Annotated in this window: 14 protein-coding genes and 1 tRNA gene; 5 read left to right on the forward strand and 10 right to left on the reverse strand. The window is 72.3% G+C overall.

The genetic code is table 11. The annotated features are described in order from the left end of the window. Positions 1 to 16 precede the first annotated feature (16 nt). The 4 genes from IA22_RS0107975 to IA22_RS0107990 form a co-directional block, all read right to left on the reverse strand. Positions 17 to 101, reverse strand: a tRNA-Ser gene (locus tag IA22_RS0107975). A gap of 79 nt (positions 102 to 180) precedes the next feature. After that, complete coding sequence (tadA, locus tag IA22_RS0107980; RefSeq protein WP_014155098.1) at positions 181 to 609, reverse strand: tRNA adenosine(34) deaminase TadA; 429 nt, start codon at positions 607 to 609, stop codon at positions 181 to 183. An 81-nt stretch (positions 610 to 690) separates the two neighbouring features. After that, entirely contained in the window at positions 691 to 1,263 is a 573-nt protein-coding gene (locus IA22_RS0107985; protein ID WP_014155097.1) for a tRNA adenosine deaminase-associated protein, read from the reverse strand. A gap of 217 nt (positions 1,264 to 1,480) precedes the next feature. After that, positions 1,481 to 1,717 (reverse strand): hypothetical protein, encoded by a 237-nt coding sequence (locus tag IA22_RS0107990; RefSeq protein ID WP_030123136.1) that lies wholly within the window; start codon positions 1,715 to 1,717, stop codon positions 1,481 to 1,483. Between the two features lie 115 nt (positions 1,718 to 1,832). Between IA22_RS0107990 and upp the strand changes: the two genes are divergently transcribed. Next, positions 1,833 to 2,468 (forward strand): uracil phosphoribosyltransferase, encoded by a 636-nt coding sequence (upp, locus tag IA22_RS0107995; protein WP_014155095.1) that lies wholly within the window; start codon positions 1,833 to 1,835, stop codon positions 2,466 to 2,468. A 72-nt stretch (positions 2,469 to 2,540) separates the two neighbouring features. Here the strand turns inward: upp and IA22_RS0108000 are convergent, their stop codons facing one another. The 5 genes from IA22_RS0108000 to IA22_RS0108025 all read right to left on the reverse strand — a co-directional run bounded on the left by IA22_RS0108000 (position 2,541) and on the right by IA22_RS0108025 (position 6,591). Beyond that, positions 2,541 to 3,137 carry a LytR C-terminal domain-containing protein gene (locus IA22_RS0108000; RefSeq protein ID WP_030123137.1) on the reverse strand — a complete coding sequence of 199 codons (597 nt, stop codon included), beginning with the start codon at positions 3,135 to 3,137 and terminating at the stop codon, positions 2,541 to 2,543. A gap of 141 nt (positions 3,138 to 3,278) precedes the next feature. Continuing rightward, a complete protein-coding gene (locus IA22_RS0108005; protein WP_014155093.1) occupies positions 3,279 to 3,575 on the reverse strand; it encodes a type II toxin-antitoxin system VapB family antitoxin in 297 nt (98 codons plus the stop codon). Between the two features lie 193 nt (positions 3,576 to 3,768). Further along, positions 3,769 to 5,316, reverse strand: coding sequence for a M20/M25/M40 family metallo-hydrolase (locus IA22_RS0108010; protein ID WP_030123138.1), 1,548 nt, complete (start codon positions 5,314 to 5,316; stop codon positions 3,769 to 3,771). A 58-nt stretch (positions 5,317 to 5,374) separates the two neighbouring features. Further along, positions 5,375 to 5,986 carry an HhH-GPD-type base excision DNA repair protein gene (locus tag IA22_RS0108015; protein WP_030123139.1) on the reverse strand — a complete coding sequence of 204 codons (612 nt, stop codon included), beginning with the start codon at positions 5,984 to 5,986 and terminating at the stop codon, positions 5,375 to 5,377. A 182-nt stretch (positions 5,987 to 6,168) separates the two neighbouring features. Next, on the reverse strand, positions 6,169 to 6,591 hold the full coding sequence (locus IA22_RS0108025) for a YciI family protein (protein ID WP_030123140.1): 423 nt from the start codon (positions 6,589 to 6,591) through the stop codon (positions 6,169 to 6,171). A gap of 180 nt (positions 6,592 to 6,771) precedes the next feature. Here IA22_RS0108025 and IA22_RS0108030 point away from each other — a divergent pair, with 180 nt between their 5' ends. Together IA22_RS0108030 and cobM are read left to right on the forward strand one after the other, a co-directional pair. Then, positions 6,772 to 8,043: a bifunctional cobalt-precorrin-7 (C(5))-methyltransferase/cobalt-precorrin-6B (C(15))-methyltransferase gene (locus IA22_RS0108030; RefSeq protein ID WP_030123141.1), complete on the forward strand. Its 1,272-nt coding sequence runs from the start codon at positions 6,772 to 6,774 to the stop codon at positions 8,041 to 8,043. Beyond that, positions 8,040 to 8,789, forward strand: a complete 750-nt coding sequence (cobM, locus tag IA22_RS0108035; protein ID WP_030123142.1) for a precorrin-4 C(11)-methyltransferase — start codon at positions 8,040 to 8,042, stop codon at positions 8,787 to 8,789. The genes IA22_RS0108030 and cobM overlap by 4 nt, the downstream gene beginning before the upstream one ends. A 67-nt stretch (positions 8,790 to 8,856) precedes the next feature. On the opposite strand, the gene IA22_RS0108040 is transcribed toward cobM, so the two are convergent. Then, positions 8,857 to 9,975 (reverse strand): cobalt-precorrin-5B (C(1))-methyltransferase, encoded by a 1,119-nt coding sequence (locus tag IA22_RS0108040; RefSeq protein ID WP_030123143.1) that lies wholly within the window; start codon positions 9,973 to 9,975, stop codon positions 8,857 to 8,859. Between the two features lie 15 nt (positions 9,976 to 9,990). Here IA22_RS0108040 and IA22_RS0108045 point away from each other — a divergent pair, with 15 nt between their 5' ends. Further along, on the forward strand, positions 9,991 to 10,740 hold the full coding sequence (locus tag IA22_RS0108045) for a cobalt-precorrin-6A reductase (RefSeq protein ID WP_014155086.1): 750 nt from the start codon (positions 9,991 to 9,993) through the stop codon (positions 10,738 to 10,740). A 170-nt stretch (positions 10,741 to 10,910) separates the two neighbouring features. Beyond that, positions 10,911 to 12,440 (forward strand): hypothetical protein, encoded by a 1,530-nt coding sequence (locus IA22_RS0108050; protein WP_030123144.1) that lies wholly within the window; start codon positions 10,911 to 10,913, stop codon positions 12,438 to 12,440. The last annotated feature ends 10 nt before the right edge of the window (positions 12,441 to 12,450 follow it).

Below are 12,450 nucleotides of genomic sequence, written 5' to 3' on the forward strand. Positions count from 1 at the left end.
TCCCTTCATCTCGCTGCGGTAGCGGAGGGATTTGAACCCTCGGTGAGTTTCCCCACACTCGCTTTCGAGGCGAGCTCCTTCGGCCGCTCGGACACGCTACCGAGAGAGAGCTTAGACCATGCCGGCCCCTGGTCCGAAATCCGATTCCCGGAGAGGGCCGCGAGCGCCCTCCGGGTGCCCTCAGCGTTCCCGGAAGAACGCCGTCAGCAGGTCCGCGCAGAGGTCCTCCAGGACGCCGTGGATCACCTCGGGCCGATGGTTCAGCCTGCGGTCGCGTACGACGTCCCAGAGCGAACCCGCCGCGCCGGCCTTCTCGTCCCGGGCCCCGTAGACCACCCGGGCGACCCGGGACTGGACGAGCGCGCCCGCGCACATCGTGCAGGGCTCCAGGGTGACGACCAGGGTGCAGCCGGTCAGCCGCCAGGATCCGAGGGCGGCGGCGGCACGGCGCAGGGCGAGCACCTCGGCGTGCGCCGTCGGGTCGTGGGACGCCTCGCGCTCGTTGTGGCCCGTGGCGAGCAGGGCGCCGTCCGGGCCCAGCACGACGGCGCCGACCGGCACATCGCCGGCCGACGCCGCCTGCGCGGCCTCGTCGAGGGCCTGGCGCATGGGTGCCTGCCACGGGTCCCGAACGGGGTCGGGGGGAGGCGGTGAGGAGGGGGTGGGTGGTGGAGCGGTCACCCGCGGACCCTAACGGACGGACTCCAGGACCTCGGATGCCCCGAGCGCGTCCGCGATCTCCACGAGTGCGTCGGTGCGCAGGGTCAGCAGATCCTTCTCGGACAGCCCGAGGTCCGCGAGGAGCCCGAGATCGCCGAGCGGCCCCGCCGGTACGGCGTCGGGGTCGTGGTCCAGGTCGGTTTCGGTGACGGCGTCGCGGGCGCTGCCGGCATCGGACGGGGTCTCGTCGGGCTCGTCGCCCTCCGTACCGTCGAGGTCGACGAGTTCCTCGAGTGCGGCGATCTCGTCCTCGGCCCCCGGTTCACGGCCGAGCAGTTCGTCGGTGAGCAGGATCTCCCCGTACGAGGAGCGGGCGGCGGCGGACGCGTCCGACACGTAGATACGGGGGTCCTCCTCACCGTCCACCCGGACGACGCCGAACCAGGCGTCCTCCTGCTCGATGTAGACCAGGACCGTGTCCTCGTCCACCGAGGCCTCATGGGCCAGATCCGTCAGGTCGGACAGGGTCTCCACGTCGTCGAGCTCCGTATCGCTCGCTTCCCACCCGTCTTCGGTGCGCGCGAGCAGTGCGGCGAAGTACACCGTGACTCTCCCACTGGTCTTAGGCGATTCGGTCCGACGGGAGGGCAGTCGGTCGTCCGGCTGCTCTGGGCCCCGCCCAATCGGCATCGTGGCAGAAACGAGCGCGATGCGAGACCTCTTCGACCGTTGCGTCGGCATCAGTTACCCGAGTGCGTGTCCGCCGTTTGTGCTCCAGCGGCGCCTAGGGAGGGTGGTCCGGCCGCCCCCGGGGACGGCCTCACCAGCGGAACGTCCGCATGCGCATCTGTTGGCGCATACGGGCCGCCCGGGCCCGGCGCGGCTGCACGCGGTCGCGCAACTGCTTCGCCTCGTGGAGCTCACGGAGGAACTGCGCCCTGCGTCTCCGGCGCGCCGCTTCACTCTCCTGCGCGTCCGGCACATCGTCCGGAGCGTCGGGCAGGTCGCGCGCGTCGCGTCCGGCCTGCCGCTGATTCCGCTGCTCCCCGTCGGGCAATCCACACACCACCCCAAGCCTGGGTCCGTATGGACCCACCTTCCCTCCGAACAGCTGCTTGATGCCAGTGCAGACTGGCGGGAAGCCCGGCCGGGGCCCGGTTACTGTTGACGGCATGCGGATCCACGTCGTCGACCACCCGCTGGTGGCGCACAAACTCACCACACTGCGCGACAAGCGCACCGACTCCCCGACCTTCCGGCGGCTCGCCGACGAGCTGGTCACCCTCCTCGCGTACGAGGCCACCAGGGATGTGCGGACCGAGCAGGTCGACATCGAGACCCCGGTGACGCCCACGACCGGTGTGAAGCTGTCGCATCCGCGCCCGCTGGTCGTCCCGATCCTGCGCGCCGGGCTCGGCATGCTGGACGGCATGGTGCGGCTGCTCCCCACCGCCGAGGTCGGCTTCCTGGGCATGATCCGCAACGAGGAGACGCTCCAGGCGGAGACGTACGCCACGCGGATGCCCGAGGACCTCTCCGGCCGTCAGGTCTACGTCCTGGACCCGATGCTGGCCACCGGCGGCACCCTCGTCGCGGCCATCCGTGAGCTGATCAAGCGTGGTGCGGACGACGTCACCGCGGTCGTGCTGCTCGCGGCGCCCGAGGGTGTCGAGGTCATGGAGCGCGAGCTGGCCGGCACGCCGGTCACGGTCGTCACCGCCTCGGTGGACGAGCGGCTCAACGAGAACGGCTACATCGTGCCGGGACTCGGTGACGCCGGTGACCGCATGTACGGCACCGCCGACTGACCGGGAGCCTTCCCGTCGGCCGGCCCGGGAGATCCCGGCCCGGTTCCGCCGCCCCGCGCCCGTCCTGAGGCCTCAGCAGGAGGACGGTGCCGGGGCGGGCTTCGTGAGGGCCGTGAGCGCCGTCGCCGCCGCCGCGGGGGTGCTGAACGCCTTGAACTTCGTACCGATGATCAGATCGACGTCGGCCGTCCTGCGGGCGTCGGTCTTCTGTGCGGCCCCCGGCAGCTGTGTGGCGAGCACCGGGAAGGAGCCGTTCATGGCCGCCGGGCCGCCGAGCAGCATGCCGGCGCCGGGCACCTTCTTGTCGTAGGCGGCCGGGGCGTTGTCCACCTTGCCGATGGCGAAGCCGCGCTTCTTCAACTCGTCCGCGGCGGCCTTGGCCAGCCCGCTGCGGGGCGTCGCGTTGTAGATGTTGACCTTGATCGCGGCCGGCTTCGGGAGAACCTTCGCGGCGGCCGTGGCGCTCGGGGAGGGGCAGACCTTCGGGCGGTCCGCCGCGTTGGCCTGCTTGTTGCCGCCGGTGAAGACGTCGACGATCTGGAGTGTGCCCCAGCCGGCCAGCCCGAGGGCCACCACGGCGGCGGTCACCGAGAGGACCAGCTTGCGGCGATGGCGGGGGCGGCGCATGCGGGGATACGTGTTACCCGTGATGCGGTACTTTCCGCCCATGCCGGGAGGGGTCAGCATGCTCATGGGCGCAGCGTAGTGCGACCTGGTGATGATGCCTACTAAACGATCAACCTATGGCACCCGTACGAGCATAAAAGCACCCGAAAGGCCCGAAATGCTCCACGGGTGGGAGTGGCGGGTTCAGCCCATCTCGAGCACGCGTGCGTGCAGCACCTGGCGCTGCTGCAGGGCGGCCCGCACGGCACGGTGCAGCCCGTCCTCGAGGTAGAGGTCGCCCTGCCACTTCACGACGTGGGCGAACAGGTCGCCGTAGAACGTGGAGTCCTCGGCGAGCAGGGTCTCGAGGTCGAGCTGGCCCTTGGTGGTCACCAGCTGGTCCAGGCGGACCGGACGCGGCGCGACATCCGCCCACTGTCGGGTGCTTTCCCGGCCGTGGTCGGGATATGGCCGACCATTTCCGATGCGCTTGAAGATCACACGGAAAGCCTACCGGGCAAGGGGCTCTTGGCGCAGCCGGGGAACAGACTGCGCCGCTCACCAAAACGTGATGTACCGGCATCAAGCGTCGCGCGCTCCGTCATGTCGGTGAGGCAGGTGCGTGAGGGTGCGCCGGATTGCCGCGCGGCGGCCTCCCGGTCGCGGCCGGCCGTCCGCGGAGCACCGGGCGCGGCTACCCGGTGACGCCGTGAGGGTGCCCCTCCCGCGGCACGCCGCCGCCGCGGGGCTCGCCGGTGGCGGGCGCCGCCGGAGCGCGTCGGGGCAGGGAGCCCAGGTCGTAGGCGTAGGTGCCCGCCAGGTGGGCGATCACGTCGATGTTGGTGTCGAAGTGCCCCGTGCCGATGTTGTCCAGGTCGTCGCACGCCGCGTGGTAGCAGGGGTCGTACGCGACACCGGCCTTTCCGCCGTACGTCTCGGCCTCGGCGGCCGTCTTGATGCCCTCGGCGCCCGTGTCCGTCCCGCCGGACGGGATCCCCGCCTCGATGAACGGCCCGTAGTCGGAGCGCCCGGTGAAGTCCGTGCCGGTGTGCGGCTTGCCCTCGCCGTCCAGGAACGCGTTGATGTCACGCTCCAGCAGGTCGGAGCCGGCGGGGCCCGGCCCTTCGCCCTCACCGTCCGAGTCGTCGCCGTCGAGGACGAACTGCGCCCCGTTCGGGGAGGCGATCATGTCGAAGTTGAGGTAGAGCGCGATTTTCTCGCGCTGTGCCGCCGGGAGTTGCGCGAGGTACGCCTCCGAGCCGAGCAGGCCGTTCTCCTCCGCCGACCACCAGGCGAACCGCAGCTTGTTGGCAGGGGTACGGCCGGACCCGGCCAGCTTCAGGGCGACTTCGAGCAGCCCGGCCGCGCCCGACCCGTTGTCGTTGATGCCGGGGCCGTCGGTGACGGAGTCGAGGTGCGCCCCGAGCATGACCGTCCTCGCGGCGTCACCTTCGGCGGTCTCGGCGACGACGTTGTGGGTGGTGCGCTCCTCGCGGAACTCACGGATCTCCAGGGAGACCTTCACCTCGCCCTTCGCGAGGTCCGCCACGAGCTTCTTCCCCTCGTCCTGGGTGACTCCGCCGGTGGGGATCTTTCCCGCCTCCGCGTCGCCGAGGGTGCCGGAGAGGGCCCCTTCGGTGTTGTTCCAGATCACCGCGCCGGTCGCGCCCGCCGCCGCCGCGGCCGCCTGCTTCTGGGCGAAGGAGCAGCCGCCCCGCTTGATGAGGGCGATCCTGCCGGTGAAGCCGTCCGGTGCGTAGTCGGCAGCCTCGCAGCCGGTGGTGTCGTCGGCGGGGACGGCGGCGAGGGCGGCGGTGATGCCGCCCTCGCCGGTGGAGGCCGTGTACGTCATCGCCCGGATCGAGACCTCACGCGGTGCGGGGGAGACCACGGAGAACTTCTCGGCGCGGGTCTCGGTGTAGACGAAGTCGAAGGCCTGCCGTTCGACCCGGTACCCGGCCTTCCGGAGCAGCTGTCGGACGTACGCGGCGGAGGCGTCGTATCCGGGTGAGCCGGCCGCGCGGTGGCCCTCCGCCTCGTCGGCGATGGCCTGGAACCGTTCCAGGTGCCGGTGGGCGTCCTCGGCGGACGAGCGGTCGACCAGGTGCCGTGAGAGCGCGGCGGCGTTCTCCGCCGGATCGGGCGGCGCCTGGCCGGGGTCCGGGGACGCGGCGAGGAGGAGCGGTGCTGTCAGGGCGGTGGCGGCGACGACGGCCACGGCTCTGCGACGGGTCGCGTACACGGGTGTCCTTCCGGTGCGAACGGTGGTGGGCAGGGCCTGGAGCGCCGGGCCGGCACGGTCATGCGGACCGGGACGCCGCCCTGGCCGCCGCCTTCGCCTGCTGCTTGTAAGCCCGCACCTCGGCGAGCGAGTCGGGGCCGGTGATGTCGGCGACCGAGCGGTGCGAGCCCTCTTCGCCGTACGCCCCGGCGGCCTCCCGCCAGCCCGTCGGACGTACGCCGAACTGCTTGCCCAGCAGGGCCAGGAAGATCTGCGCCTTCTGGGCGCCGAAACCGGGCAGCGCCTGGAGCCGTTCCAGCAGCTCGGCCCCGGTCGAGGCATCCGCCCAGACCGCTTCCGCCCGCCCCTCGTACTCGGCCACCAGGTGCCGGCAGAGCTGCTGGACCCGCTTGGCCATGGAACCCGGATACCGGTGCAGTGCCGGCTTCTCCGTGAACAGCGCGGTGAAGGCGTCCGGGTCGTACGCGGCGATCTTCCGGGCGTCCAGATCCTCCGACCCCATGCGCTGCGCCAGCGTGTACGGGCCGGTGAACGCCCACTCCATGGGGACCTGCTGGTCCAGCAGCATGCCGACGAGGGCGGCCAGTGGGCTGCGGCCCAGCAGTTCGTCCGCGGCGGGCTCCTGGGCGATCCGTACGCTGCGGGCCTTGCCGCCGTCGCTCTTGGTCATGTCTTCGATGATTCCGAGAGAGCGGGGGATCGGCGACTCGGTGCGACGCTCCGCGGTGCCCCGCCCACCCGGCGGGCGGCGGTGGCGGACGGTCGGCACGCATCCGCAGACGGCGGCCCTCGGGTGCGCTGAGCGTGTGGTCCGCCGCCCGCCGCCAGGCGGAGCGCGCCGCTTCGACTTCTCTACTCCGGGCCGGCCGCGACTTCGCCGTCGTCGATCGGCCGGATCAGGACCGGGTGGACGGGTGTGCCCTCGGGCTGCGGACACCGGGCGACGCGCGCGGCGATCTCGGTGACCCTCTCCAGACTCTCGCAGTCGAGCACCCAGTACCCGGCGATCTGCTCCTTCGTCTCCCCGTACGGGCCGTCCGTGATCACGGGCCGGCCGTCGGGGCCGGCCAGCACCGCACGCGTCCTGGCGGGCTCGACCAGGCCGTTGGCGTCGACCATCTCACCGGACTCGGCCAGATCGTTGTTGATGCTCTCCATGAAGGCGAACATCTCCTGCATGTCCTTCTTGCTCCAGGCAGGGCTCCCGCCGGACGACTCGCCGCTCATGGCCGCGTAGTCGGCCTGTGAACCCTGGACCATCACGAGGTACTTCATCGTCGCTCCTCGGCTCTCGCTCGTCGCCCCTTGCGGGCGACCTCCACAGAGGACGTCGAAGCCCGTGAGGGGTTCTCGCCACCACGCGGGAGGATTTCCGAAATCACTCCGCCGCGCGGGCCGGAAAGCGGCCCCCGTAGAGTTCGGCTGCCTTGTCCGACCAACCCCGAGGTGCCGGCCGTGTCCCCCGCATCACCCCTTCCCGCCGTCCCGGCGCCCGCGTCCGCCGTGAGCGTCGTGGGGATAGGTGCCGACGGCTGGGCGGGCCTGCCGGAGACCGCGCGCGCGGTGCTCCTGGACGCCGAGGTCCTGATCGGCGGTGAGCGCCAGCTGGGTCTGCTCCCGCCGGAGTGCGGGGGCCGGCGCGTGCCCTGGCCCTCGCCCCTGCGGCCCGCCGTGCAGCCGCTGCTCGCGGCGCACGCGGACAGCAGGACCGCCGTGCTGGCCAGCGGCGACCCCATGTTCTACGGCATCGGCCGGGCGCTCACCGAGGAGCTGGGCGCCGACGCGCTCCGCGTGCTGCCGCACCCGTCCTCGGTGTCGTACGCCTGCGCCCGGCTCGGCTGGCCCGTGGAGGACACCGAGACGGTCACTCTGGTCGGCCGCCCCACGGCCCGGCTGACGCGAGCGCTGCACGACGGTCGCCGGCTGCTGGTGCTCTCCGCGGACGCCACCACGCCCGCCGCGGTCGCCGCACTGCTCCGGGACCGAGGCTTCGGGCCCAGCCGGATCCGGGTGCTGGAACAGCTCGGCTCGGAGGCGGAGGACTGCCTGGACGGCACTGCCGACGCCTGGGAGCACCCGCCCGGGGACCCGCTCAACGTCATCGCGGTGGACTGCCGGAGCACCCCCGGCGCGCTGCGCCTCGGAGCGGTGCCCGGTCTGCCCGACGAGGCGTACGAACACGACGGCCAGCTCACCAAACGCCATGTCCGCGCGGCCACACTCGGTGTGCTCGCACCCGCCCCCGGAGAACTCCTGTGGGACGTCGGCGGCGGTTCCGGTTCGATCGCGGCCGAATGGATGCGGGCCCACCCCTCCTGCCGGGCCGTCACCGTCGAACGCGATCCGGAACGGGCACGGCGCATCGCCCGCAACGCGGACCGGCTCGGGGTCCCCGGGCTGCGCGTGGTCACCGGTCGCGCACCGGACGCCCTGGCCGGACTGCCGGTGCCGGACGCCGTGTTCATCGGGGGCGGGCTGACCGCACCCGGGCTGCTCGACGCCTGCTGGGAGGCGCTGCCCCCGGGCGGTCGCCTCGTCGCCAACACGGTCACGCTGGAGTCGGAGGCGCTGCTCGCCGAGTGGTACAAGCGGCTCGGCGGTCAGCTGGTCCGCCTCGCGGTGGCCCACGCCGTACCCGTAGGCACGTTCACCGGGTGGCGTCAGGCCATGCCCGTCACCCAGTGGTCCGTACAGAAAACCTCGCACGCTCCAGGAGACGACAGATGACCGTGTACTTCATCGGCGCGGGTCCCGGCGCCGCCGACCTGATCACGGTGCGCGGCGCCCGCGTCCTCGCCGCCAGTCCGGTCTGCCTGTACGCGGGCAGCCTGGTCCCCCGTGAACTGCTCGCCGAATGCCCTTCGGACGCCCGGCTCGTGGACACAGCCCTGCTGGACATCGACCAGATCACCGCCGAGCTGGTGCGGGCCCACGGAGAGGGCCAGGACGTCGCCCGGCTGCACTCCGGCGACCCCTCGGTCTTCAGCGCCGTGAACGAGCAGATGCGCCGGCTCGACGAGGCGGGCGTGCCCTACGAGGTGGTCCCCGGGGTCCCCGCCTTCGCGGCGGCGGCAGCGGCGCTCAAGCGGGAGCTGACGGTGCCCACGGTCGGTCAGACCGTGATCCTCACCCGGATCGCCCAGCGGGCCACGGCGATGCCCGAGGGCGAGGACCTGGCCACCCTGGGCCGCAGCGGTGCGCTGATCGTGCTGCACCTCGCCGCGCGGTACGTGGACCGGGTGGTCGACGAACTGCTGCCGCACTACGGGGCCGAGTGCCCGACCGCCGTGGTCGCCATGGCCTCGCGCCCGGACGAGATCATCCTGCGCGGCACGCTGGACTCCATCGCGGAGCAGGTGAAATCGGCAGGGGTGATCCGGACGGCTGTGATCATGGTCGGCCGGACCCTGGGAGCGGAGCAGTTCCGCGACAGCCATCTGTACTCCCCGGCGCGCGACCGCCACACCTGCTGACGACGGCGCGGCGGATGCCGGTCCCTGGGCGGGCGGGCGCGACGGACACCGTCGCGCCCGCCCCTGCTCAGCGCGGGTCGCTGCGCCCCACGACGGCGCCCGCCCGGTCGATGCAGATGACGTCCACCGCGACCGGAGCTCCCCGCAGCACCGACAGCGCCTCGTCCCGTGCCGCCACCGCGACCAGGTCGCCCAGCGGGACGCCTGCCGCCATGCACAACTGCAGAGCGGCGAGGCCGGTGTTGGCGACCTCGATCTCGGCCGCCAGCTCCTCGCTCGCGCCCCCCTGACGTGCCAGCCGCGCCAGGAACGGCTTGTCCACCTGGGAACGGCCCGAGTGAAGGTCCAGATGTCCGGCGGCCAGTTTGGACAGCTTGGCGAACCCGCCGCAGATGGTCAGCCGCTCCACCGGATGCCGCCGCACGTACTTCAGCACGGCGCCCGCGAAGTCACCCATGTCCAGCAGGGCGATCTCCGGCAGCCCGTACTCGGCCACCACCGTCTTCTCCGAGGTCGAGCCCGTGCACCCCGCGACATGCCGGTGTCCGGCCGCGAGCGCCACGTCCACCCCGCGGCGGATCGAGTCGATCCAGGCCGAGCAGGAGTAGGGCACCACGATGCCCGTCGTGCCCAGGATCGAGATTCCGCCCAGGATGCCCAGGCGAATGTTCCACGTGAAACGTGCGATCTCCTCACCGTCGTCCACCGAGACCGTGATCTCGACGTCGCCGGTGCCACCGTGTTCCGCCGCCACCCGCGCGATGTGATCCCGCATCATCTGGCGGGGAACGGGGTTGATCGCGGGCTCTCCGACCTCGAGCGGGAGCCCGGGGAGTGTCACCGTTCCCACGCCGGGCCCCGCCTTGAACACCACCCCGGACCCCGCGGGCAGCAGCCGTACGGTGGACCGCACCAGGGCGCCGTGGGTGACGTCCGGATCGTCGCCCGCGTCCTTGACCACGCCTGCCGTGGCCCGTCCGTCGCCGAGCTCCTCCACCGCCAGCGCGAAGGCGGGGGTCTGGCCCTTGGGCAGGGTGATGGTCACCGGGTCGGGGAACTCGCCGGTCAGCAGCGCGGTGTACGCGGCCGTGGTCGCCGCCGTCGCGCAGGCCCCGGTCGTCCATCCCGGCCGCAGACCGGTGTGCTTGAGTTGGGCGGTGCGCCCGCCCTGCGCCTCACTGCTCATGGATGGACCGATCGGATGCCCTTGCACGTACTCGTCCTCGGCGGCACGACGGAGGCCCGCAGAGTGGCGGAGTCCCTGGTGGCCCTCGACGGGGTCCGGGTGACCAGCTCACTCGCCGGTCGCGTCGCCCAGCCGAAGCTGCCGCCGGGCGAGGTGCGCGTCGGTGGCTTCGGTGGAGCCGAAGGCATGGCCGATTGGCTCCGCGCACACCCTGTGGATGCGGTCATCGACGCCACCCATCCCTTCGCCGGCACGATCAGTTTCAACGCGGCCGCTGCCGCTGCCGCTGTCCATGTTCCCCTGCTGGCCCTCCGGCGGCCCGGCTGGGTGCCCGTGGAGGGCGACCGGTGGCACGTCACCGACTCCCTCGCGGGTGCGGCGGAGCTGCTGCCCGGGCTCGGGTCGCGCGTCTTCCTCACCACCGGGCGCATGGGGCTGGCGGCGTTCGCCGCCCTGGACGCGCTGTGGTTCCTGATGCGTTCGGTGGACGCCCCCGAGGCTCCGTACCCCGTGCGGATGGAGGTCCTGCTCGACCGGGGTCCGTTCTCGCTCGAAGGCGAGAGGGAGCTGATCCGGCGACACCGTATCGACGTCCTGGTCACGAAGGACAGTGGCGGTGACGCGACCGCACCGAAGCTGACAGCCGCCCGCGAGGCGGGGATTCCCGTGGTGGTGGTCGGACGGCCACCGGTCCCGCCGGGCGTTCCGGTGGCCGGGACGCCGGAGGAGGCCCTCGCCCTGCTGAGGACCGTCACCAGCGGTTGAAGGCGCGGAGGGCCCGGGCCGCGCCGGCTCTCACCGGCCGGAGCCCCCGTGCCGGCGGAGCGCGCGTGCTCCGCCGGCACGGGGCCCGGGACTGTCAGTGGTCGCGACTAGCGTCGTCCGCAGATCCACTGACCGCCGACCCGGGCGTGACGCGCCATCAGGAGACCTCCATGCAAGCGACGTTCGCAGACTTCTCCGCCACGCCGGCCGGTGTGTCCAACGCGGGGATCAGGTACCGCCACTGTCACAAGGCCTCGTCGCACCTGGTGATGGGCGCCGACGCGAGCACCGAGCTGGAATTCGAGATCGACGACGAGGAGCGGATCGCCGAGGCGACGCTGAAGGTGACCGCGCTGGTCTCCAAGCTGGGCGGGTCTCCGGGGTACGCCCCGGTCGACGTCCTGGTGAACGGGAAGGCCCTCGTGCAGGGGTTCACCGTGCCCGGCGGCGGTGACCTGCCGCAGGACAACGTGCTCGCGGTCCCTGGCGACCTGCTGCGTCAGGGCACCAACACGCTGGAGATACGCACCGGTGCCGACGCGCGGAGCATGTTCTGGCTCTACCGCGTCACCCTCGACTCCGTGTACGAGCGTGGCCGCTCGGAGCGCGCGATGGCCACCGAGGCGGCCCGTGACACGGTCTTCACCTACACCACGGAGCGCCGCCTGCCGTTCACCTCGACCTGGCGGCCCGGCCCCCCGCTGCTGTTCCACGTGGACCGGGGCGAGCAGTCGCTGCCCGCCCAGCTGGGGTGGCGGGGGCAGGACGGCGCGGAGTCGGCGATCAGTTTCCAGTCGAACATGTCCGACTTCCACGGCCATCACCGGGCCGCCGACGGCACACTCGCCGAGTTCCGCGGCCGTGTCATAGCGCGTGGGACGTTCCCGGAGGGGACCGAAGGCCTCCGCGTGCACCGTTTCCTCACCGAGGAGGGATGGGGCGGTGCCTGGCACTCCTCCGGAGAGCTGAGGCTTCTGGTGGAGGACGGCTCCGGGCCCGTCGAGCGTGTGACCTGGCGTGACCAGCGGGGCAACTCCGGGACGGCCGCGCTGTGCGTCGCCGACGGGCTTCCGGGAGCCGCGCAGGACGTCACCGGCCAGGCGACGGTCGTCGAGGTCAGCGACGAGTTCGAGGAGGCCGGGGAGGTCGCGGTGAACCTGCTGCGGGACTCACGGGAGAAGTGGCTGGCGGGGGAGTGCGAGGCGACCGTGGAATTCGCCTTCGACCGGCCCACCACCCTCACCGGCTACACGCTGGTGTCCGCCAACGACTTCCCGGACCGCGATCCCCGGGACTGGACCCTGTCCGGCTCGCAGGACGGCGTCCACTGGACGGAGCTGGACTCCCGGACCGGCCAGGGCTTCGGCAGGCGCTTCGAGAGCAGGAGTTTCGGGATCGGCGCCGCCCCGGCGCCCTTCTCCCGCTACCGCCTCGACATCACGGGCAACGGGGGCGCCCACGAGACACAGCTCTCCGGTGTGCGGTTCGCGGGGTTCGCCGCGGATCACTTCAGCGGTTACTACCAGCGGCACGACGAAGGCCCCATCGGTTACCGGGGCACGGCCGTCGCCGTCCGGGGCGACGTCGCGGCGGGCGAACGGACGGCGCGGCTCGCCGTGGAACTGGAGCGGGCGGCCCGCAGCCTGGCCGAGGCGGCCAGGTCCATCGGCAAGCTGGCCGAGCAGGTCCGGGAGCGCTGATCCGGACGCC

Origin of the sequence: Kitasatospora papulosa, from assembly GCF_000717245.1 — a bacterium.
Classification (GTDB): Bacteria; Actinomycetota; Actinomycetes; order Streptomycetales; family Streptomycetaceae; genus Streptomyces; species Streptomyces papulosus.